The sequence below is a fragment of the Bradyrhizobium sp. WBAH42 genome (genome assembly GCF_024585265.1).
In the GTDB taxonomy this organism is placed as follows: Bacteria; Pseudomonadota; Alphaproteobacteria; order Rhizobiales; family Xanthobacteraceae; genus Bradyrhizobium.
Genome location: NZ_CP036533.1, coordinates 100,486 through 120,817, shown reverse-complemented (window position 1 = coordinate 120,817; position 20,332 = coordinate 100,486). Strand labels below are relative to the sequence as shown.

Genomic DNA, 20,332 nt, shown 5'->3' with positions numbered 1-20,332 from the left:
AAACTGAATCGCTCGCAAAGTGGAAACTTCGCAGACGCTACCCCAATTGAAAGCAGGCATCCTCCGTCAATCTTCGTCAGAAAAATCGGGGATTCAAAATGAAGACGCTCCTGGTCCCGCTTCAGAATATTCCGATGATGACAGCCACGCTCGCTGTGGCCTTGGATATCGCGCGACGTTCCGGCGCCTATATCGAAGGTTTTCCACTCCGGTTCGGCATCCCTCAATATGCGGCCGCCGAATTGGCCACCGGCATTCTCCTGGATTCGTATCAGGTGAAGAGCGAAGCCGAATTGAACGACATGCGCAACTTCTTCGAAGCATTCATGCTCAAGCATGTTGTTCCTCGGGCCACCGCAGGCTCGAACCCGCCGTGCTTCGGCTGGCTGGAGAACGCGCCTGAGGGCGAAGACTTTATCGGAAGTTATGGGCGCGCTTTCGATCTGATCGTGATGGCGCGGTCTGACGTTGATGCTGCGGGCCCTCACCGCCGCGCGATCGAATCCGCGCTGTTTGAGAGCGGCAGGCCCGTTCTGCTGACGCCGTCGAATGCACCAAGAAGCGTCGCAACAAACATCATGATCCACTGGAACGGGAGTACCGAGCAAGCTCGGGCAAACGCATTTGCCATGCCGTTGCTTCGTCTGGCCGAAAGGGTATCGGTCCTAACGGTTGTCGGCGGCCAAGCGGTGCCGGGACCGTCTGCCGGTCAGATCGCTCGGCAACTCCAATACAATGGCATTGCGCCCAGCTTGATCAGCGTCGAGCTGGAGGGGCGCGAAACGGGTGAGGCGGTCCTCGATGCCGCCAGGGCACACGGTTGCGATCTATTGATCAAAGGAGCCTTCACCCGCACGCGGCTGCGGCAGATGATATTCGGTGGGGCGACCAGCTATATCATGGAGCACGCGGATATCCCCGTTCTTATGGCTCACTAGCGCACAAAAGGCATGGTTCTTTCGTCGCTGGTGAGACAATCTATTGATTCACGGAGCGACAGCGCGTGGCTTTGGCTATCAACATTCGGTCCGACGATCCCTCGGCAAAGCAGATCGAAGCCTTGTGGGATGAAGTTGCCGCGTTTGAGAGCCAGCCTTCGATGAGGGCTCTCGGCTATCGCCCGCATTTTACATTCGCCATCTATGATGCGCCCGAGATTACCGCGGAGATCGCGTGGGAGACCATGCTCCGCGCGGTAGGAGGCGAAGGGCAACTACTCGTCGCGTTCAAGCGAATTCGTTGGTTCGCAGGTCCGCCGCTGGTGCTCTGGGCGGAGCCGGAATTCGATGAAACGCTCGTCAGGTGGCACGCTTCGATCAGCGCTGCGATCGATCCAGCCTTTTGTCGGCTGCACTATCGGCCGGGAAACTGGCGACCTCATTGCACGCTCGGCACACAGATCGCCGACGCAAAGCGTGATGACGCGATCGCTTTCGCGCAGTCATTCAACGGGAGCATCAGCGTGCTGTTCGACGTCGTGGATTGCGTTTCTTTTCCGCCCGTGCGGGTGGTTGCAGAACAGCGCTTGCCGGTTCGGGCTCCGTGAGCCGACGTCCCGCTCATCGATGCATCCGGCCGCTCCAGCCGCGACGATTATCCGTAAGGCCTCTCCCGACGATGCCATCCTGCCCCTGTTTTGCCCGACAAGTCAAACGCGACTTCGGAAAAGGCGTAACCCCTTGATCCCGCTGATGCCGCCTACTGTGCATGGGGTTGTTTTCGAATTTTGACAGAGCGGAAGCAAGACTCCCAGTCCGTCTACGCTCTTCGAGCTACGCCGGATACGCTTCGCTAATATTGGGCGTGGCTGGGCCACGCGAAGCCTTTGGCGAAGCGTGGTGGGCGCACAAGGGATCGAACCTTGGACCTCTCCCGTGTGAAGGGAACGCTCTCCCGCTGAGCTATGCGCCCGGGACCCATCATGCAGGCGGCCGGACCTTTCGGCCGGCCGGCACATTGGAGCCCGCGATTTAGAAGTGCCGGCCGAAGGTGTCAAGTTTTCAGGCGTCGCGGGGGCGGAAAACCTTCGGCAGGTCGGCCCATTTGCTACGGAAGCCGGATTTTGGCTGGTTACGCGCCCTGCTGGCGGGCGCGGGAGGCGTGGGCCTGGAGCGCGCGGATGCGCTCGGCGAGCGTTCCGCCGCCTTCGGGCAGGCGGGCAGCCGGAGCGCCATTGGTCGCGGCGTCGTTGGCCGGGCGCGGCGCCGGCTTCGGCGGCTGGCCGGCCTCGGCCGCGAGCAGCGCCTCGATCGGCGAGTTCGGGCCTTCGAGCTGCATCGCGAGCTTGGCGACTTCGGCCGCGATGTCGTTGATGCGTTCGCGCAGCAGCGCGTTCTCCATCCGCTCCGTCGCCCAGGAACTCTCGGCCTGCTGCTGGATCGCGTTGATGTCGCGCTGGAGTTTCGCGCGCTCGTCGCGCGCGCTGCGCAGCTGCTCCTCCAGCGTGGCCTTTTCCGCACGCAGCTGCTCCATCGCAGCCGACGACTTGCCGCCGCTGAGGCCCGCGATCTCGACGCGGAGCTCCTTGATGGTGCGCTCGTTGGCCTCGTTGGCCTGGCGCAGCTGGTTGTTCTCGTAGTCGCGCTCGGCGAGCAGCTTGCCCTGCGTGGCAAGGCGTCCTTCGAGATCGGCGACGCGGCTCGACAGCATCTCGGCCTCCTTGACCTGCACGATGAGCTGGCGGTCGAGCTCGGTGACGCGCTGGCTCAGATTCTCGACGCGGCCGCGCGCCTCGTTGAGCTCGCGCGAGGCGGTCTCGGATTCGGTGCGCTCCTGTGCGAGACGCGCTTGCGTCGCGGCAAATTCCTTCTCGGCATCGCCGACGCGGTGCTTCAATTCCTCGATCTGCGTTCGCACCGCGACCAGCTCGACCTGGCGGCTCTCCGCCATCATCGAGCGGTCGGACAGTTCGGAGTTGATCTTGGCGAGCTCGGCCTGCTTGTCGGCCAGCGCGATCTCGGCCTGGCGCAAGGCTTCCGTCTTGGCGCTGAACTCCTCCTCGGTGGCGCGGAGCTGCTCCTTCACCGCCTTCTCGCGCGCCTCCAGCGCGAAGATCGTGGCGTTCTTCTCGCCGAGCTCGATCTTCATGCGGTTGATGGCGTCGCTCTTCTTGCCGAGCTCGGCCAGCTGGCTCGTGGTCTTGTTCTTGAGCTGCTCGACGCTCATCTCGAGCCGCCGGGCGGACATGGCGAACTCGGCGCGGAGCTGGTCCTTGTCGGCCTGGATCTCGGCCATCGACAGCGGGGTGGCGGCCTCTAACCGGCGCGTGGTCAGGCGCACCGCGCGGTTATGCACCAGCGGCACGATTGCGAGCCCGCACAGCATGGAGAGCAGGAAACCGATCGCCAGGTACATGATCGGTTCGACCATGGGCCATAACTCCCAAGCTTAAGGAAAAATTCATCAACGACAATGCCATGGCGGGCCGGCAAAAAGCCAGCCCCGCGCTGTCGTTAACCTTGATCGGTGGGCAGTGGGGAGGGCGAGGGCCTAGAACGGGTTCCAGGTCGCGCGCGGGGTGTATTTGAGATAGCCGATATTGGCGCCCAGCCGCAGGCCGAGCCCCGAGCGGATCGGCACCAGCACGATGTTGTTGGCGGTGAGCGCCGTCATGCCGAAGCCGCCGATGATGTAGGCCGAGCCGTCGATGCCGCCGAAGCGCTGGTAGATCGCGTTGGTGGCGGGCAGGTTGTAGACCAGCGTCATGGTGCGGGCGCCGTCGCCGCCCCAGTCGAAGCCGAGCGAGGGGCCCTGCCAATAGACGCGGAGGTCGCCGGCGTTCTTGGTGTAGAGCGTGCCCTCGCCATAGCGCAGGCCGGCGACGAAGGCGCCGGAGCCTTCCTCACCCAGGATGTAGCCGTTCGGCAGGCCCCACTGGCTGACCGCCTTCTCGATGATCGAGGCGAGCCCGCGCGAGACGTTGCCGAAGAAGCGATGGCCGGCGGTGACGAGCTCGTCCGGCCCATAGGTGTTGGGCGTCGGGGTCCGCTGCGGCGGCGGCAGGTCAGGCGGCGGCGCCTGCTGGGCGGAGGCCGGCACGATCCAGCCGATCATCCCGGCAAGCGCGAGCGCAGCAAGGCGTGATGCGAAAGTCATAAAAGAACCCCTGGTACCGAATCCGGTCGCTTCCTTAACCTGACGCCAACAGGCACGGCTCTAGGTTGCGCCGGATGTCCCCTCGACTCGGATGTTATCCGCAGCAACTATGACGGCACAACGGCAGGAAGATAGCCCTTTGCGCCCCGGAATTGCCTTGATCGCCCGCCGCCTCTGCCTGCTTGCGGGCATTTGGATCGTCGGCGCGGGGGGGCCGGCAGGGGCCGCCACCACCGAGCGGATCGTCGTCAACCGCTTCACCGGCGTCGCCATCGAGGGCTTCGACCCCGTCGCCTATTTCGTCGCCGGCGCGGCCGTGCAGGGGACGGCGGAGTTCGAGGCGAACCTCTGGGGCGCTGTCTGGCGCTTCCGGAACGAGGGCAACCGCGCCTCTTTCCAGGCCCATCCCGAGATCTACGGACCGCAGTTCGGCGGCTATGATCCGGCCGATATCGCCCGCGGCGTCATCGTCGCCGGCAATCCGCATTTCTTCGCGATCGTGGCGCAGCGGCTCTATCTGTTCAGCCGGGAGGACAATCGCGACGCCTTCGTCGCCGATCCCGATCGCTTCCTCTATGAGGTGGGCAAGCGCTGGCCGGCCCTGCAGGAGAAGCTCGGGCAGTAAGCGAGCCCGGTCAGTAGCAGTCTACCGCCTGCGGGTCGCCCCAGGCGATGAATTCCGGGATGATGAAGTCGGTATCGCTGCGCTGGCCGAATCGGAGCTCGCCGCCTTTGCCATCGGTTACCTTGCCGCCGGCCGCGGTCACGACCGCGCAGCCGGCCCCGACGTCCCATTCCGAGGTCGGCCCGAAACGGGGATAGATGTCGGCGCTGCCTTCCGCGATCCGGCCGAATTTCACGGCCGAGCCGCACGTCATCCTGACCGCATTGGGCCTGTTGTCGATGAACGCCTCGCTTCTGGCATCGCCGTGCGAACGGCTCACCGCCGCGATCCAGGGCTCCCCTCGCGTCGGCAGCTTGCGGGTACGGATCGGCTCGGCGGCGGTGATCGTCGCGCCGTTGAACCTCACGCGTTCGGCGCCGTGGCCGACGATGCCGCGCCAGAGCAGGCCGAGCGCGGGGGCGGACACGATGCCGAGCAGCGGTACGCCTTCCGTCACCAATGCGAGATTGACCGTGAATTCGTCGCGGCCGGCGACGAATTCCTTGGTGCCGTCGAGCGGATCGATCAGGAAGAAGCTGCTCTGAAACGGCGGGGAGGCGAGCCCGGTCCGCTCCTCCGACAGCGTCGGAACGTCGCCCGCGAGCTGCGCGAGACCGTCCGCGATGATGCGGTCGGCGGCAAGGTCAGCCTCGGTCACCGGCGAGCCATCCTGCTTGCCGTCGATCCGCATGGCAGCGCGGTTGACAGCGAGGATCGCCTCGCCCGCCTTCACCACCAGCGCGGTCGCCGGCTCCATCAGGCCAAAGGCGGCCGCTCCGTCAATGATCCGCTTCACCTGCATGCCTCATCTGTCGGCAAAATCGTTCCTCGTCCACTGATTCGCCCCGATCGATTCGCTTGGGCTTATGGCCGCCTCGAGCCGATCGCAAGCTAGCTGCCGCGGGGTTGCGAATGTTAGAACCCGCAGCATCCGTCAAGCATGCGTGATTCGCGGCGTCCAGCGCCGTGCAATTCCAGGAACCCTCCAGGACCCCATTATATGTCTGACGCTTCGTCGCCCGCGACCGCTACTGCTCCCGATATGCTCGAACTCGCCGCGCTGTTGTGCTCGCGGGTCTGCCACGATCTCATCAGCCCCGTGGGCGCCATCGTCAACGGGCTCGAAGTGCTCGACGACGATCCCAAGCCCGAGGACCGCGAGTTCGCGCTCGACCTGATTCGCAAGAGCGCCAAGACGGCCTCCGCCCGGCTCCAGTTCTGCCGTCTTGCCTTCGGTGCGGCCGGCTCCTCCGGCGCGCAGATCGATCTCGGCGATGCCCAGACCATGGCGAAAGGCCATATCGAGGACGGCAAGTGCTCGATCACCTGGAATCTGCCGCGGCTGCTGCTGCCGAAGAACCGCGTCAAGCTGCTGCTCAACATGCTGGTCGTCGCCCAGCACACGATCCCGCGCGGCGGCATGCTGACGGTCGATCCCGTCGGCGAGGGCGAGGCGATGAGCTTTCGCATCACCGCGACCGGACACAATGCGCGCCTGCCGCAGAACATCTCCGAGCTCCTGAGCGGCGAGCGCGGGCCTGCTGCGGATGCGCATGCGATCCAGCCTTATTATACGCGGCTGCTCGCGCAGGCCTGCGGGCTCACCGTGACGCTCAAGCCGGAAGGCGAAGCAATCATCGTTATCGCTTCGTAAACGCGAAGCGTCGCTCGCGAGCGTTAAATCCAATCTTTACGAGGCGCTTCGGCTTGTCCGGAGCGCCTTATCTCTTTGTTGGTTCCGTTCTTTTGCACATACTCAACCAATATTAAACGCTTTGCGGTGAAGCTGGCCCCATTCCGAAATGGCGCATCACGCCTCGTGCGCGCCCTTCCTGTATGAAGGCCTGTTTTCATGGATGATCTGTTGCGGGAGTTTCTGACGGAGACCAGCGAGAGCCTGGACACCGTGGACAATCAGCTGGTGAAGTTCGAGCAGGAGCCGAACAACGCCAAGATCCTGGATAACATCTTCCGCCTAGTACGTCACCGCGATGATCGGCGGCCAGCTGTTCGGCCTGCCGATCTCCCGCGTCCAGGACGTGTTCATGCCCGAGCGCGTCACCCGCGTGCCCCTGTCCTCGCGCGAGATCGCGGGCGTCCTCAACCTGCGCGGCCGCATCGTCACCGTGGTCGACATGCGTGCCCGCCTCGGCCTGCCCAAGGCCGAAGACGGCAAGGTGCCGATGGCGGTCGGCGTCGACCTGCGCGGCGAATCCTACGGCCTGCTCATCGACCAGATCGGCGAGGTGCTGCGCCTGTCCGAGGACGGCAAGGAGGAGAACCCCGTCAACCTCGACCCCCGCATGGCCAAGCTCGCCGGCGGCGTCCACCGCCTCGACGGCCAGCTCATGGTCGTGCTCGACGTCGATCGCGTCCTCGAGCTCGCGCCCGAGATGATGGCAGCCTGATACGGCGGCACTGCCGCCGGCGAGCTCGCAATTGGAAGTATCCCCGCAAAGGGGAGGAAGCAGAGGTTCACATGCGAACGTGTCTCGTCGTTGATGATTCCAGCGTCATCCGCAAGGTTGCGCGCCGGATCCTGGAGGGGCTCGACTTCCAGATCCTCGAAGCCGAGGACGGTGAGAAGGCGCTGGAGGCCTGCAAGCGCGGCCTGCCCGATGCGGTGCTGCTTGACTGGAACATGCCGGTCATGGATGGCTACGAGTTCCTCGGCCATCTCCGCCGCATGCCCGGCGGCGACCAGCCGAAGGTGGTGTTCTGCACCACCGAGAACGACGTCGCGCATATCGCGCGCGCGCTGCACGCCGGCGCCAACGAGTACATCATGAAGCCGTTCGACAAGGACATCGTGACGGCGAAATTCCAGGAAGTCGGCCTGATCTGAGCGACCGCCCGGAGGCTGAACGGATCCTTCGGCGCTTGTTTTCAACTGAACCGTTTCAGTCTGAGTTGGTGAGTAATGAGTGTTGCGTTCGCAGGTAATTCGACCACGGGCACGTCGCGCGAAGCCGGACCTTTGCGGGTAATGATCGTCGACGATTCCGTCGTCATCCGCGGTCTGATTTCGCGCTGGATCGGTGCCGAGCACGACATGGAGGTCGCGGCGTCGCTGCGCACCGGGCTCGAGGCGGTCAACCAGCTCGATCGCATCAATCCCGATGTTGCCGTGCTCGACATCGAAATGCCCGAGCTCGATGGCCTCTCGGCACTGCCGCAACTGCTCGCCAAGAAGCGCGATCTCGTCATCATCATGGCTTCGACGCTGACCCGCCGCAACGCGGAGATCAGCTTCAAGGCGTTGTCGCTCGGCGCGGCCGATTACATTCCCAAGCCGGAATCGACGCGTGAGGCGTCGGCCGCAGACATTTTCCATCACGACCTGATCCAGAAGATCCGCCATCTCGGCGCGCGGCTGCGTCGCAAGTCTGCGGTTGCGAGCCCGCCGCTGGCGCCCGCGAGCCCGGCTCCCGTTGTCCGCGGTCCTGTTGCGCGGCCTGCCGCGCCTGCGCCCGCTCCGGCCGTGCATGCCCCCTCGTCAGGATCGCTAGCGACACGTCCGTTCTCGACCCAGGCGCCGAAGGTGCTGCTGATCGGCTCCTCGACCGGCGGTCCTCAGGCGCTGATGGCGCTCGTCACCGAGCTCGGCCCCGTGATCGATCGCTTCCCGGTGCTGATCACCCAGCACATGCCACCGACCTTCACCACCATCCTCGCCGAGCATCTGGGGCGTACGAGCCGCCGGCCGGCGGCCGAGGCGGTCGACGGTGAGCCGGTGAAGCCGGGACGGATTTACCTTGCACCGGGCGGCAAGCACATGCGCGTCGCGCGCAGCGGCGTTGACCCGGTGATCGCGCTCGACGACGGCCCCGCCGTCAATTTCTGCAAGCCTGCGGTCGATCCGCTCTTCACCTCCGCCATCGACGTCTGGCATGGCAACATCCTCTCCGTGATCCTGACCGGCATGGGCTCGGATGGGATGCGCGGCGGCAAGGACATCGTCGCGGCCGGCGGCAGCGTGATCGCGCAGGACGAAGCCTCCAGCGTGGTCTGGGGCATGCCGGGCGCGGCGGCCAATGCCGGCATCTGCGCGGCGATCCTGCCGCTCAACCAGATCGGCGCCAAGGTCAACCGCTTGTTCGCGGGAGACCGCTCGTGACACCCGCAGATTACGACTATCTGCGCAAGTTCCTGAAAGAGCGCTCCGGTCTCGATCTCTCCGCCGACAAGCAATATCTGGTCGAGAGCCGGCTGCTGCCGCTCGCCCGCAAGGCAAGCCTTCCCGGCATCCCCGATCTCGTTCTGAAGATCAGGAACGGCGACGGCCGGCTTGCGACCGACGTGGTCGAGGCGATGACCACCAACGAGACCTTCTTCTACCGCGACAAGATCCCGTTCGATCATTTGCGCGACACCATCCTGCCGGGCCTGATCCAGGCGCGCGCGGCGCGCAAGTCGCTTCGCATCTGGTCAGCGGCCTCCTCGACCGGGCAGGAGCCCTATTCGATCGCGATGTGCATGAAGGAGATGGGCGCAGCTCTCGCCGGCTGGCGCGTCGAGATCGTTGCCACCGACCTGTCGCAGGAGGTGCTGGAGAAATCCAAGGCCGGCGTGTACAGCCAGTTCGAGGTGCAGCGCGGCCTGCCGATCCAGCATCTGGTGAAATACTTCACGCAAGTGGGCGAGCTCTGGCAGCTCAACGCCGACATTCGTGCCATGGTGCAGTTCCGCCAGCTCAATCTGCTGCAGGACTTCTCCCATCTCGGCACCTTCGACGTGATCTTCTGCCGCAACGTGCTGATCTATTTCGACCAGGACACCAAGGCGGTGATTTTCGAGCGCATGGCGAAGGCGATGGAGGCGGACGGCACGTTGCTGCTTGGCGCCGCCGAATCCGTCGTCGGCATCACCGACGCGTTCCGCCCGGTCGCCGATCGCCGCGGTCTCTATCAGCTCAACCCCGCGCGTTCCGGCCGTCCGATGGGCGGATTGATGCCGCAGCCGCTGAAGCTCGCCGCGGCGAGGTGACACTGTCATTCCGGGGCGGCGCGCTTGCGCCGAGCCCGGAATCCATAACCACAGGAAATCGTAACAGGCAGGCTGAGAGAGCCGGCCTCTTTCGATCCGCCTGTGGTTATGGATTCCGGGCTCGCTCGCTCCGCGAGCGCCCCGGAATGACCGCTTCACAAAATCGCATGCGGCAAAAACCGCGAGCGGTTGCCTGTGATCGGGCTCTCGTCCTCGCGGATCGACAGCCCGCAGGGCTCGTGGTTCACCAGCCAGCTTCCGATCACCGGATAAAAGCCCGAAAAGTTCGGCAGCGGTGACAATGCCTGGCGCACGAAACCTTCGGCGCCGTAGGGCCCTGCCTGCTCGTCGAGCTGCATGCCGCCGGACACCAGCGTGACATTAGCGCCTTCGCGCGACAGCAGCGGCTTGCGCACATAGGACGAGCCGAGCTCGGCGGCGCGCGGATCGTCCTCGAAGAAGGCCGGCAGCAAATTGGGATGATTCGGAAACATCTCCCAGAGCAGCGGCAAGATGCCCTTGTTGGAGAGCACCGCCTTCCACGGCGGCTCGATCCAGCGCGTCGGCGCATCCTTCAGCTTGGCGCCGAAGGCGTCCTGGAACATCCATTCCCAGGGGTAGAGCTTGAAGGCGAGCGCGATATCGTTCTCGTCAACATCGACGAAGCCGCCGGCCTCGTCGCGCCAGCCGACCTGTTCGATGTCGAGCAGCGTCGTCGAGAGTCCGGCCTGGCGCGCGGTGTCTTCGAGATAAGCGAGCGTGCCGGCGTCTTCCTCGTTGCCGGTGATCCCGGTGAGATGGACGGGACGACCGCCAGCGATTTCCTTCCAAGCTGCGATCAGCCGCTCATGGATGGAGTTGAACTGGTCGGCGCGCGAGGGGATGACGCGGCGTTCGATCGCCTGTTCGAGCCAGGTCCATTGGAACACCGCGGCCTCGAAGATCGAGGTCGGCGTATCCGCGTTGTATTCGAGCAGCTTCGCCGGCGACTTGCCGTCGAACCTCAGATCGAGCCGGCCGTAGAGGCTGCGGTCGTCGCGCTTCCAGCTCTCGGCGATCAGGCTCCAGAACGCTTCCGGAATCTTCAAGCGCTGCAAGAAGCGCTCGTCGCCGATGACGCGGCCGGCAAGATCGAGGCACATCGCGTCGATCTCGCCGGTCGGCGTCTCGATGCCGCGCTCGATCTCGTCCAGCGTGAAGCCGTAATAGGCGCGCTCGTCCCAATAGCGCTCGCCGTCGATGGTGTGGAAGACGAAGCCGCATTGCGCCGCGGTCTCTCGCCAGTCGTCGCGCTCCAAGCAAGTGATGCGTTGCATGGTCAACCCCCGCCGGAGAAGCCATGGCCGAACGAGCCGAAGCCGCCACGGCTCACGCTGCTGTGGCCGGAATCCGACGACGTGCCCGACGAGGAATGGCTCGATGAATCGCTCTCGAAGAAGCTCGATCGCGACGACCAGCGCGAGCTGCTGCCGCCCGACGAACTGCTGCTGCTGCTGCTGGTGGTGCAAGTCGTGGTCGTCTGCCCCGGCACGGCGCCGGGGGAGGGCTCGCAGGTCTGCCGCGGCATCAAGGTGTAGGCGGTGGTGCCGACGGCGATCGTACCCATCACCAGCAGCGCGACGTGGCCGGAGCGCTTCATCGGCGGCCGCGAGGGCGGCGGCTCGGCCACCGGCCGGCGCTTGCCGAACTCCTTCTTGGCGGGTTTGTCGGCCATGTCAGTAGATCATGCTGGCGGCGTTGAGCAGCCCCGCGGCGAGCGAGGACAGGCCGAGCCAGATCGCCGGGGCAAGCTCGCCGGCGGAGATCCGCTCCGAGAGGTTGGGGACCGGGACCTTGATGAGGAAGAACACGATGACCTGCACGATCAGCGCGATCGTCGCCCAGATCAGGCAGTCCAGCACGTTCGCCGAATGCGCGATGGCGCTGACCAGCGGCGCCACGAAGCCGAGCAGGCTCAGCCCGAGCGCGATCGCCGCGGCCGGCTCGTTGTCGCGGATGAGCTGGAACTCGTTATGGGCCGTGATGCGGGTATAGACGAACAGATAGGCCACGATCGCGATCAGCCCGGTGCAGAAATAGACCAGGAAGGCGGGCAGGCCGGCGAGTGATTGCAGGATCATCGTTCCCCCATCGTGCAGCGACCATTCGTCGGCAGGGGAAGGCTAGTGGTTCAAACGTTAAGCTTCGGATGAAGCCTCACCCCAAAAAACGAAAACCCCGCCATTTGCGGCGGGGTCCAGGCTGGGAGGAGCGAGCCTGATGGGCTCGCGACGTAACCTTAAGATCAGGCGGGGATGCGCTCGTCGGCCTCGTGCGGCTCGCGCAGCACGTAGCCGCGGCCCCAGACGGTCTCGATGAAGTTGCGGCCCTCGGAGGCGTTGGCGAGCTTCTTGCGGAGCTTGCAGATGAAGACGTCGATGATCTTCAGCTCGGGCTCGTCCATGCCGCCATAGAGATGGTTGAGGAACATTTCCTTGGTGAGGGTCGTGCCCTTGCGCAAGCTGAGCAGCTCCAGCATCTGATATTCCTTGCCGGTCAGATGCACGCGCTGGCCGCCGACTTCCACCGTCTTGGTGTCGAGGTTGACGACGAGGTCGCCGGTCTGGATGACCGACTGGGCATGGCCCTTGGAGCGGCGCACGATCGCGTGGATGCGGGCCACCAGCTCGTCCTTGTGGAAGGGCTTGGTCATGTAGTCGTCGGCGCCGACGCCGAGACCCTTGACCTTGTCCTCGATGCCGGCGAGGCCGGAGAGGATCAGAATCGGTGTCTTGATCTTGGAGACCCGGAGCTGCTTGAGCACGTCGTAGCCGGACATGTCGGGCAGGTTGAGGTCGAGGAGAATAATGTCGTAATCGTATAGTTTACCGAGATCGACGCCTTCTTCCCCCAAATCGGTCGTGTAGACGTTGAAGCTCTCCGACTTCAGCATCAGCTCGATCGACTGCGCGACGGCGCTGTCATCTTCAATCAGCAAAACGCGCATGCCAGTTCCCCATAGTCGCCGCTCCTGGGCGTCAGGTCGGCCGCATTCGCGGCACTCAACAAAACGCCTTTGAACAACTGATTCGGATCCTGACAACAGATGGTTAACAAAGTCTGATTCTGGAACGCAAGTCCCCCCGGTGCAATTTTTGTCGAATCGCCCTAAGGTCTTGCGGGAGAAGCAGCTTTCGTTACCCGATTCCGTTCAAGCTCCACTTTAAGAGACGGGCCTAACCGACTCCCGGGACTCAGCCTTCTTCTGAAGGGGAGTCACGCTCAGTCTCAAAGACAGTGACGCAATGATTAATGATGCGGGTAAACACGAAGTTAAGCGCCGTTCAGAAATATGGCGAAACTTAAGGTTTCCACCGTGATGTCCCGGGATCACCAAAGGCGACCATCTCATGAGGCCCCTCATATGAAGGTGCGCTGCCGATGAAGGCCCCCCTATGAAGGCGCTGGCCGAACAGATCGGCGACATCGACGGCATCAACATCTATGGCCGCGTCGTCGGCGTTCGCGGTCTGATGGTCGAGGTGGCCGGCCCGATTCACGCGATGTCGGTCGGCGCGCGGCTCGTGATCGAGACCGGCGCCAACCGCACCATTCCCTGCGAGGTGATCGGCTTCTCCGGCAACAATGCCGTGGTGATGCCGTTCGCCGGCCTCGAGGGCGTGCGCCGCGGCTGCAAGGCGGTGATCGCCAACGCCGCCAATCAAGTACGGCCATCCGCGGCCTGGCTCGGCCGCGTCGTCAACGCGCTGGGCGAGCCGATCGACGGCAAGGGGCCGCTGCCGCAAGGCTCTTCGCCGATGCCGTTCCGCAATACGCCGCCGCCTGCACATTCGCGCAAGCGCGTCGGCAGCCCGCTCGATCTCGGCGTGCGCGCCATGAACACCTTTCTCACCTGCTGCCGCGGTCAGCGCATGGGCATCTTCGCAGGTTCCGGCGTCGGCAAGTCGGTGCTGCTGTCGATGCTGGCGCGCAACGTCGATGCCGATATCAGCGTCATCGGGCTGATCGGCGAACGCGGCCGCGAGGTGCAGGAATTCCTTCAGGACGATCTCGGCGAGGAGGGCCTTGCGCGCTCGGTCGTGGTGGTCGCGACCTCCGACGAGCCGGCGCTGATGCGCCGCCAGGCGGCGTACCTCACGCTCGCGGTCGCCGAGTACTTTCGCGACGAGGACAAGGACGTGCTCTGCCTGATGGACTCGGTGACGCGCTTTGCCATGGCCCAGCGCGAGATCGGCCTGTCCGCCGGCGAGCCGCCGACGGCCAAGGGCTACACGCCGACCGTCTTCACCGAGTTGCCGAAGCTCTTGGAGCGTGCCGGGCCGGGACTGGGCGAGGGCGCCATCACCGCGATCTTCACGGTGCTGGTCGACGGCGACGACCATAACGAGCCGATCGCGGATGCCGTGCGCGGCATCCTCGACGGCCATATCGTGATGCAGCGCTCGATCGCCGAGCGCGGCCGCTACCCCGCGATCAACATTCTCAAATCCGTCTCGCGCACCATGCCGAAATCGGCCGATCCGCAGTTCTGGCCGGTCATCCAGAAGGCGCGCCAGGTGATGGCGACCTATGCCGACATGGAGGAATTGATCCGTCTCGGCGCCTACCGCGCCGGCTCCAGTCCCGAGGTCGACGAGGCGATCCGCCTGAATGAGCCGCTGGAAGCCTTCCTGCGCCAGCGCAAGGACGAAAAGGCATCGCTCGCGGAGGGCTATCGCCAATTGGCGCAAATCCTCGGCAATTTGGAAACGGAACGCTAACTTTGTCCGGTCATCATCCGATCCCACAGAGTAGCAGAGCCGGTCTGGGCCCCCTTCGGGCCCGTGGGGTGACCGGTATCGTCCCACGTGCAGCGGGGGGACTTCTGGGGAGTACGAGTCGATGAAGTCACGAGATACCCTCATCCGCCTGAAGAAATTTCAGGTCGACGAGAAGCGCCGCCGGGTCACCCAGATCGAGACCATGATCGCCGACTTCCAGCGCATGTCGGTCGATCTCGAACGCGAGATCCAGACCGAGCAGGAGCGCGCCGGGATCAACGATCCCTCGCACTTCGCCTACCCGACCTACGCCAAAGCCGCGATCCAGCGCCGCGAGAACCTGACCCGTTCGGCCGACGAACTCAGGGGCCAGCTCGAGGAGGCCAAGGCCGCACTGGCCGAGGCCTTCGAGGAGCTGAAAAAGGTCGAGCTGCTCGACGAGCGCGACCAGGCCCGCGAGCGCGCCGAGGAGAACGCCCGCGAGCAGGCCGACCTCGACAGCATCGGCCTGATGCGTGCCCGCATCGGCGCCGTCGCCTGAGCCGCTAGCGCCAGACCATCCAGAAATTCCAAAACCCGGACCCGCAAGGTCCGGGTTTTCGCATGTGCTGTCCACAGTGAGGCGCCGCGCCCCTGGTTGTCGGCTTGGCCGCGCGCTATGGTAGCGGGGATGAATGCTGTGCCAGCGACGGCGGTGACCACCTCTCCCTTGGGAGAGGTCGGCGCGGAGCGCCGGGTGAGGGGTAACGGTCTCCCGTCAGCCCTGCGCCCCCTCACCCGATTTGCTGCGCAAATCGACCTCTCCCCGTCGGGGAGAGGTGAAGGGAAGCGACTGGGCCGCGTTTCAGGGGGCTGAATGCTGACGCCAGCAGAGCTGGTCGGGTTGATCGAGGCGGTGGCAAAGGGCGATCAGGCCGCGTTCGAGCGCCTCTACGCCGCCACGCGCGCGAAACTCTATGGCGTCGTGCTCCGTATCTTGCGCAGGCAGGATCTCGCGGAGGAGGTCATTCAGGAGACTTACGTCAAGATCTGGAACAGCGCCGGCCAGTTCAATCCGGCCCTGTCGTCGCCGATCACGTGGATGGCCTCGATTGCGCGCAACCGCGCGATCGACATCGTGCGGAAAAAATCGGAAACCTCCATCGAGGAAGAGCCTCAGGCGATGGAGGTGGCGGCCGAAAGTCCCGATCCGCTGGCGCGCCGCGAGATGACCGAGGAGCTGAAGCGGCTCCTGGAATGCGTCGGCCGGCTCGAGCCGGACCGTCAGAGGCTCGTGCTGCTCGCCTATTACAACGGCTGGAGCCGCGAGCAATTGGCGGAGAAATTCGCCGCGCCCGTCAACACGGTGAAGACGTGGCTGCGGCGCAGCATGCTGGAAATCCGGGAGTGCCTCGGACTGTGATCGCTTGGATGATGAGGGTGGTTCTGGACTGCAATTGATGGCCTACACGGAGGACCATATCGCGCTCGCCGCGGAATACGCGCTCGGTACGCTCGGCGCCGACGAGCGCGCGCAGGTCGAGACCATGATGGCGGTGGACCCGGCGTTCGCCGAAATCGTGCAGGCCTGGGCCTATCGGCTCGGCGTGCTCAACCAGATGGTCGGCTCGGTCGAGCCGCGTCCGATCGTGTGGGAGAACATCAGGGCGGAGATCGCGCGCACGGCCGCCGCGCAGGAGCAGCCCGCGCGCGTCGAGGCTTCGCCGCCGCCGCCGCCACCTGTGCCCGACTCGTTCTCGCTGGGACCTGCGGAGCCTCCGTCCGAAAGCTCGCAGCCGCTGGAGACGCTGCATACCGAAGCCGGGCCAATCGAGGCGCCGCATCCCGAGCCTGATGCGCTTCCGGACATCGCGCCGCAATTCATCCCGCAGGTCCATGCTCCGGATGCCAACGTCGTCCGTGCGCCGCAGCCGCCGGTGGTCGACGACAGCAATGTGATTCGTCTCGAGGGCCGGGTGAAGCGCTGGCGCAATGTCGCATCCGCAATCGGCGCGCTCGCCGCCGCGCTGCTCGTGACGTTGTCGCTGCAGATCTTCCTGCCCGAGGCGCTGCCGGGCGCCTTGCGTCCCGCGCCGCGCATCCAGACGGTCGAGGTGAAGACGCCGGCGGCGCCGCTCGCCGCCTCCGCGCAATATGTCGCGCTGCTGCAGGGCCAGGGCGGTGGTCCCGCCTTCATCATGACGATCGACGGCGCGACGCGGAATTTCACGGTGCGCAAGGTCGGCGCGACACCGGAGCCGGGCAAGAGCTTCGAGCTCTGGCTGATCTCGGACAAGCTGCCGCGCCCGCGCTCGCTCGGCGTCATCGGCGCCAGCGATTTCACCGCGCGTCCGCTGCTCGCTTCCTACGATACCGAGGTCATCAACGGCGCGACCTACGCCGTCACCGTCGAGCAGGCCGGCGGCTCGCCGAACGGCCAGCCGACCTCCGCGCCGGTGTTTTCCGGCAAGCTGATCGAGACCGTGCCGCCGTCCCAACCGCAGGCGCCCGCGCAAAAATAGGGGCCGTGGCGACTGTCGCTACGGTCCGTCCCACCGTCGCATCCCGACAAATGCCCCTGAATCCGCCCCTGATTTGAACCTCCGCTCGGTCCGCGGCGTCAAATTCCCGGAATTTGCACGCGGTGATGCCGGAAAGGGCGAGAAATCAGATGGATGCAGCGAGAACGCCGGGCATCTTCGTTCACCAATATACCGGCCTGCCGCACGGTGCGGCCTTCGAACATTGGCGCGAGCGGGCCGTCGGTCCGTGTGGCCTCGATATCGGGCCGAGCCATGGCGACAGCATCGATTGCCGGCTACAGATCAGCGTCGTCGACAACATCGCGCTCGCCATTGCCGAAGGCGCCTCGGCGCAATATTCCCGCACGCAGAGCCACCTTGCCGACGGCAGCGACGATCTCGTGCTGATTTCGGCCCATGCGGGGCTCGTCCGCGTCGGGCAGAACGGCCACACTGTCGAGCTCGCGCCCGCCCAGATGGTGCTGGTCGACATGAGCGTGACCGGGACAGTCGGCCACACCGAGGCAGACCGCTTCACCACCATTCGCATGCCGCGCCGTGCGCTGCTCGACATCAGCCCGCGCGCCGAGGACAAGCTCTCGCAGGTGCTCATCGACGGCGCGGTCGCCGAGACCATCTTCCGCTACCACGCGCTCGCCGCCAATCACGCGCCGCATCTCGATGCGGTCGGCCAGCGCCTGACCGCGCAGCACATGGTCGATCTCGTCGGTCTCCTACTCGGCACCGATGCCGAGCACGCAAGCCGCGCCCGCGGCCGCGGGCAGGCGGCGGCCCGCCTCGATCTCATGCGCGCCGACGTGATGGCCGCGCTCGGCCGCAACGATCTCTGCCTCGCCGAAGTTGCGACGCGCTCGGGCTTGAGCCCGCGCCAGGCCCAGCGCCTGTTCGAGCAGGCCGGCACGACCTTCACCGAATTCGTGCTGGAGCAGCGCCTGCTCCAGGCACGCAAGCTGCTCGGCGATCCCCGCGCCAGGATGCGCAAGATCAGCGACATCGCGCATTCCTCCGGCTTCTCCGACCTGTCCTATTTCAACCGCGCCTTCCGCAAGCGCTTTGGCGCGACGCCGTCGGAACTGCGCGAGGCGTAGATCGCAGGTCTGTAGGAAGGTCGTCATTGCGAGCGCAGCGAAGCAATCCAGTCTGCCCCAGCGGAAAGATTCTGGATTGCTTCGCTGCGCTCGCAATGACGGTGTATGTCGCACCAGGTCGTCCTCAAGCTGCGCTCCGCTTCGCTCCACCCATCCCACGGCCGCGTTGCGCGAAGCGTAGATCGCGATTTCGTGTTGGCGGCGCGGGCGCTGCCGCATTTGGTCGCCGCCCGCTGTTGAGCTAGTCTGTCTCTGCGGGCAGGCCGCAGGTAATCCTCGGGAAAGTGCAGTAGGCGGAGATGGCGCGTATCGTCGTGCTCGGCGCCGGGTTTGCAGGCTTGTGGGCGGCCATCGGCGCTGCGCGCAAGCGCGAGGAGATCGGCGCAAGCGAGCGCGACATCGAGATCCATCTCGTCGACCGCAATCCCTATCACAACATCCGCGTGCGCAATTACGAGGCCGATCTGGCCGAGGTCGCGCTTCCGCTTCCGCAATTGCTCGATCCGATCGGTGTCAGCCACCGCCTCGGCGAGATCGAAGCCATCGATCCGGCCCGGCGCGAAATCTCGCTCGTCACCAGCGCCGGCGAGGAGACGCTGTCCTATGACCGCCTCGTGCTGGCGCTCGGCAGCGAGGTGATGCGCCCCGACATTCCCGGCCTTGCCGCGCATGGCTTCGACGTCGACAGCTATGCCGCGGCGCTCCGCCTCGAAGATCATCTGGTTTCGCTCGGACGCAGCGCGCCGTCTGTCGGCCGTTCAACGGTGGTTGTGGTCGGCGCCGGCTTCACCGGCATCGAGGTCGCGGCCGAAATGCCGGCGCGGCTCGCGCATGCGGGCATCACCGGCAGCCGCCGCATCATCCTGGTCGATTCCAATCCGAGCGTCGGTGCCAGCATCGGCGCGCATGCGCGTCCCGTCATCGAGACGGCGCTGGCTTCGCTCGACGTCGAGATGCGGCTCGGCGTGCGCGTCGCCTCGGTCGAGGCGGCCGGCGTGCATCTGAGCTCGGGCGAGTTCATCCCGGCGCAGACGGTGATCTGGTGCGCAGGCATGCGAGCAAGTCCTTTGGCGGCGAGCTTTCCGGGCGGGCGCGATCGCCTCGGGCGTCTGCTGGTCGATCCCTTCATGCGGGTTGCGGATGTGCCTGGCGTGTTCGCGGCCGGCGATGTCGCCTCGAGCGTGATCGACGGTCTGCATCCGACCGTGATGTCCTGTCAGTTCGCCCGTCCCATGGGCCGCTTCGCCGGCCACAACGTCGTCGCCGATCTCGTCGGCCTGCCCATGCTGCCGCTGCGGATCGATTGGTACGTCACCGTGCTCGACCTCGGCGGCTGGGGTGCGCTCTATACGGAAGGGTGGAATCGCGAGGTCCGCGCCACCGGCGCCGCGGCAAAGGCGACCAAAGAGACCATCAACCGCAAGCGCATCTATCCGCCGCTGACCGGCCGCAAGGACGAGCTGTTCGCCGCGGCCGCGCCGACCGTGCAGGCGCCGCCGCCGACTTATGGGGGGAGGTAGTTTGACAGGCAGGGCCCTGCCGCTTGCTCCGTCATTGCGAGCGCAGCGAAGCAATCCAGAATCTTTCCGCGGAGGCAGTCTGGATTGCTTCGCTGCGCTCGCAATGACGAGTTTGACGCGCGTGCGCTCGCAATGACGAGGTACCCCAGACATGGGAAAGCGCCCGTGGGGGGCGGGCGCTTTCTGTAGTCGACTTGGGGTTGGGGTCGTCTACATATCCACGTGGCGACTTTGGGGGGCTGGTAAAGAGCCGCGTGAATTCACAAAACTCGTCAGATCTCCTTAGCGAACGAGGGATGCGTTCGAGCTGGTGACAACGACCGGCTTGCCGGCCTTGATGACGCGGGCGGTCTGGGTCAGGCCTTCATCCGAACCCGAGCGTGCCGTGATGCCGAGGCCTGCCAACGCGATCCCTGCGACGAGGGCGACGACCACGACTTTCAAATGGGTCGCGCGATCTGCGCTGTAGATCGAGTGGTTCATGGAAGCCTCCTGCCGCCATCTACCCGAAGTAGTCGCCGGCCGCTTCAGGCAGGTTCATACTTCCGGTGCCCAACAACCTAGTATTGGGTGGATTCGTTCCCAAGAGGCCATCACAAGAGCGTGATAGGACGTGAAAGATCGCGATCAAAAGCGACCTTCGATCGTCGTTTTATACAATTATTTCAAAGCTGTAATGTGCCTGTGGCCCGACTTT

Annotated in this window: 22 protein-coding genes and 1 tRNA gene; 14 read left to right on the top strand and 9 right to left on the bottom strand. The window is 65.0% G+C overall.

Translation table 11 applies throughout. The features are described 5' to 3' along the window. Window positions 1–98: 98 nt before the first annotated feature. Window positions 99–938 (top strand): universal stress protein, encoded by an 840-nt coding sequence (locus DCG74_RS00615; RefSeq protein ID WP_172788393.1) that lies wholly within the window; start codon window positions 99–101, stop codon window positions 936–938. A gap of 65 nt (window positions 939–1,003) precedes the next feature. Then, entirely contained in the window at window positions 1,004–1,546 is a 543-nt protein-coding gene (locus DCG74_RS00610; protein WP_172788392.1) for a 2'-5' RNA ligase family protein, read from the top strand. A gap of 290 nt (window positions 1,547–1,836) precedes the next feature. Here DCG74_RS00610 and DCG74_RS00605 read toward each other — a convergent pair. From DCG74_RS00605 to DCG74_RS00595, 3 genes are all read right to left on the bottom strand, one after another. Next, window positions 1,837–1,911 (bottom strand) — tRNA-Val (locus tag DCG74_RS00605). A 159-nt stretch (window positions 1,912–2,070) separates the two neighbouring features. Next, entirely contained in the window at window positions 2,071–3,369 is a 1,299-nt protein-coding gene (locus tag DCG74_RS00600; protein ID WP_172788391.1) for a hypothetical protein, read from the bottom strand. A gap of 120 nt (window positions 3,370–3,489) precedes the next feature. Continuing rightward, window positions 3,490–4,095 (bottom strand): DUF1134 domain-containing protein, encoded by a 606-nt coding sequence (locus tag DCG74_RS00595; protein WP_172788390.1) that lies wholly within the window; start codon window positions 4,093–4,095, stop codon window positions 3,490–3,492. 139 nt (window positions 4,096–4,234) lie between these two features. Here DCG74_RS00595 and DCG74_RS00590 point away from each other — a divergent pair, with 139 nt between their 5' ends. Further along, window positions 4,235–4,720, top strand: a complete 486-nt coding sequence (locus tag DCG74_RS00590; RefSeq protein ID WP_172788389.1) for a YHS domain-containing (seleno)protein — start codon at window positions 4,235–4,237, stop codon at window positions 4,718–4,720. 10 nt (window positions 4,721–4,730) lie between these two features. Here the strand turns inward: DCG74_RS00590 and DCG74_RS00585 are convergent, their stop codons facing one another. Next, on the bottom strand, window positions 4,731–5,561 hold the full coding sequence (locus tag DCG74_RS00585; protein ID WP_172788388.1) for a 3'(2'),5'-bisphosphate nucleotidase CysQ: 831 nt from the start codon (window positions 5,559–5,561) through the stop codon (window positions 4,731–4,733). A 198-nt stretch (window positions 5,562–5,759) separates the two neighbouring features. Here DCG74_RS00585 and chpT point away from each other — a divergent pair, with 198 nt between their 5' ends. The 5 genes from chpT to DCG74_RS00560 all read left to right on the top strand — a co-directional run bounded on the left by chpT (window position 5,760) and on the right by DCG74_RS00560 (window position 9,745). Further along, window positions 5,760–6,413 (top strand): histidine phosphotransferase ChpT, encoded by a 654-nt coding sequence (gene chpT, locus DCG74_RS00580; RefSeq protein ID WP_172788387.1) that lies wholly within the window; start codon window positions 5,760–5,762, stop codon window positions 6,411–6,413. 337 nt (window positions 6,414–6,750) lie between these two features. Beyond that, window positions 6,751–7,167 (top strand): chemotaxis protein CheW, encoded by a 417-nt coding sequence (locus DCG74_RS00575; protein WP_175424013.1) that lies wholly within the window; start codon window positions 6,751–6,753, stop codon window positions 7,165–7,167. 71 nt (window positions 7,168–7,238) lie between these two features. Next, window positions 7,239–7,604 (top strand): PleD family two-component system response regulator, encoded by a 366-nt coding sequence (locus DCG74_RS00570; RefSeq protein WP_007600538.1) that lies wholly within the window; start codon window positions 7,239–7,241, stop codon window positions 7,602–7,604. 75 nt (window positions 7,605–7,679) lie between these two features. Then, the gene (locus DCG74_RS00565) at window positions 7,680–8,876 is read left to right on the top strand and encodes a chemotaxis response regulator protein-glutamate methylesterase (protein ID WP_172789632.1); all 1,197 of its coding nucleotides are present in this window, start codon (window positions 7,680–7,682) and stop codon (window positions 8,874–8,876) included. Continuing rightward, window positions 8,873–9,745: a protein-glutamate O-methyltransferase CheR gene (locus DCG74_RS00560; protein ID WP_172789633.1), complete on the top strand. Its 873-nt coding sequence runs from the start codon at window positions 8,873–8,875 to the stop codon at window positions 9,743–9,745. Before DCG74_RS00565 ends, DCG74_RS00560 begins: the two co-directional genes overlap by 4 nt. Window positions 9,746–9,900: 155 nt before the next feature. On the opposite strand, the gene DCG74_RS00555 is transcribed toward DCG74_RS00560, so the two are convergent. From DCG74_RS00555 to ctrA, 4 genes are all read right to left on the bottom strand, one after another. After that, complete coding sequence (locus tag DCG74_RS00555) at window positions 9,901–11,061, bottom strand: glutathionylspermidine synthase family protein (RefSeq protein WP_172789634.1); 1,161 nt, start codon at window positions 11,059–11,061, stop codon at window positions 9,901–9,903. Window positions 11,062–11,063: 2 nt separating this feature from the next. After that, window positions 11,064–11,459, bottom strand: a complete 396-nt coding sequence (locus DCG74_RS00550) for a hypothetical protein (RefSeq protein ID WP_172789635.1) — start codon at window positions 11,457–11,459, stop codon at window positions 11,064–11,066. A 1-nt stretch (window position 11,460) separates the two neighbouring features. Further along, a complete protein-coding gene (locus DCG74_RS00545) occupies window positions 11,461–11,865 on the bottom strand; it encodes a DUF350 domain-containing protein (RefSeq protein ID WP_172789636.1) in 405 nt (134 codons plus the stop codon). Between the two features lie 164 nt (window positions 11,866–12,029). Continuing rightward, the gene (gene ctrA, locus DCG74_RS00540; RefSeq protein ID WP_016848562.1) at window positions 12,030–12,731 is read right to left on the bottom strand and encodes a response regulator transcription factor CtrA; all 702 of its coding nucleotides are present in this window, start codon (window positions 12,729–12,731) and stop codon (window positions 12,030–12,032) included. Between the two features lie 448 nt (window positions 12,732–13,179). On the opposite strand from ctrA, the gene fliI reads away from it, so the two are divergent. From fliI to DCG74_RS00510, 6 genes are all read left to right on the top strand, one after another. Then, window positions 13,180–14,505, top strand: a complete 1,326-nt coding sequence (gene fliI, locus DCG74_RS00535) for a flagellar protein export ATPase FliI (RefSeq protein ID WP_172789637.1) — start codon at window positions 13,180–13,182, stop codon at window positions 14,503–14,505. 121 nt (window positions 14,506–14,626) lie between these two features. Next, entirely contained in the window at window positions 14,627–15,046 is a 420-nt protein-coding gene (gene fliJ, locus DCG74_RS00530) for a flagellar export protein FliJ (protein WP_172789638.1), read from the top strand. 315 nt (window positions 15,047–15,361) lie between these two features. Then, on the top strand, window positions 15,362–15,907 hold the full coding sequence (locus DCG74_RS00525; RefSeq protein ID WP_172789639.1) for a sigma-70 family RNA polymerase sigma factor: 546 nt from the start codon (window positions 15,362–15,364) through the stop codon (window positions 15,905–15,907). Between the two features lie 37 nt (window positions 15,908–15,944). After that, complete coding sequence (locus tag DCG74_RS00520; RefSeq protein ID WP_172789640.1) at window positions 15,945–17,006, top strand: anti-sigma factor domain-containing protein; 1,062 nt, start codon at window positions 15,945–15,947, stop codon at window positions 17,004–17,006. A gap of 149 nt (window positions 17,007–17,155) precedes the next feature. Further along, a complete protein-coding gene (locus DCG74_RS00515; protein ID WP_172789641.1) occupies window positions 17,156–18,115 on the top strand; it encodes an AraC family transcriptional regulator in 960 nt (319 codons plus the stop codon). A gap of 299 nt (window positions 18,116–18,414) precedes the next feature. Next, a complete protein-coding gene (locus DCG74_RS00510) occupies window positions 18,415–19,635 on the top strand; it encodes an NAD(P)/FAD-dependent oxidoreductase (RefSeq protein ID WP_172789642.1) in 1,221 nt (406 codons plus the stop codon). 282 nt (window positions 19,636–19,917) lie between these two features. Here DCG74_RS00510 and DCG74_RS00505 read toward each other — a convergent pair whose 3' ends face one another. Further along, window positions 19,918–20,118 (bottom strand): hypothetical protein, encoded by a 201-nt coding sequence (locus DCG74_RS00505; protein ID WP_172789643.1) that lies wholly within the window; start codon window positions 20,116–20,118, stop codon window positions 19,918–19,920. Window positions 20,119–20,332: the final 214 nt, after the last annotated feature.

Coding starts and splice junctions, on each gene's coding strand:
- DCG74_RS00510 (WP_172789642.1), top strand. CDS start 18,415: ATGGCGCGTATCGTCGTGCTCGGCGCCGGGTTTGCAGGCTTGTGGGCG.
- fliI (WP_172789637.1), top strand. CDS start 13,180: ATGAAGGCGCTGGCCGAACAGATCGGCGACATCGACGGCATCAACATC.
- DCG74_RS00515 (WP_172789641.1), top strand. CDS start 17,156: ATGGATGCAGCGAGAACGCCGGGCATCTTCGTTCACCAATATACCGGC.
- DCG74_RS00545 (WP_172789636.1), bottom strand. CDS start 11,865: ATGATCCTGCAATCACTCGCCGGCCTGCCCGCCTTCCTGGTCTATTTC.
- DCG74_RS00600 (WP_172788391.1), bottom strand. CDS start 3,369: ATGGTCGAACCGATCATGTACCTGGCGATCGGTTTCCTGCTCTCCATG.
- DCG74_RS00565 (WP_172789632.1), top strand. CDS start 7,680: ATGAGTGTTGCGTTCGCAGGTAATTCGACCACGGGCACGTCGCGCGAA.
- DCG74_RS00525 (WP_172789639.1), top strand. CDS start 15,362: ATGCTGACGCCAGCAGAGCTGGTCGGGTTGATCGAGGCGGTGGCAAAG.
- ctrA (WP_016848562.1), bottom strand. CDS start 12,731: ATGCGCGTTTTGCTGATTGAAGATGACAGCGCCGTCGCGCAGTCGATC.
- fliJ (WP_172789638.1), top strand. CDS start 14,627: ATGAAGTCACGAGATACCCTCATCCGCCTGAAGAAATTTCAGGTCGAC.
- DCG74_RS00555 (WP_172789634.1), bottom strand. CDS start 11,061: ATGCAACGCATCACTTGCTTGGAGCGCGACGACTGGCGAGAGACCGCG.
- chpT (WP_172788387.1), top strand. CDS start 5,760: ATGTCTGACGCTTCGTCGCCCGCGACCGCTACTGCTCCCGATATGCTC.
- DCG74_RS00575 (WP_175424013.1), top strand. CDS start 6,751: ATGATCGGCGGCCAGCTGTTCGGCCTGCCGATCTCCCGCGTCCAGGAC.
- DCG74_RS00520 (WP_172789640.1), top strand. CDS start 15,945: ATGGCCTACACGGAGGACCATATCGCGCTCGCCGCGGAATACGCGCTC.
- DCG74_RS00505 (WP_172789643.1), bottom strand. CDS start 20,118: ATGAACCACTCGATCTACAGCGCAGATCGCGCGACCCATTTGAAAGTC.
- DCG74_RS00585 (WP_172788388.1), bottom strand. CDS start 5,561: ATGCAGGTGAAGCGGATCATTGACGGAGCGGCCGCCTTTGGCCTGATG.
- DCG74_RS00595 (WP_172788390.1), bottom strand. CDS start 4,095: ATGACTTTCGCATCACGCCTTGCTGCGCTCGCGCTTGCCGGGATGATC.
- DCG74_RS00570 (WP_007600538.1), top strand. CDS start 7,239: ATGCGAACGTGTCTCGTCGTTGATGATTCCAGCGTCATCCGCAAGGTT.
- DCG74_RS00550 (WP_172789635.1), bottom strand. CDS start 11,459: ATGGCCGACAAACCCGCCAAGAAGGAGTTCGGCAAGCGCCGGCCGGTG.
- DCG74_RS00615 (WP_172788393.1), top strand. CDS start 99: ATGAAGACGCTCCTGGTCCCGCTTCAGAATATTCCGATGATGACAGCC.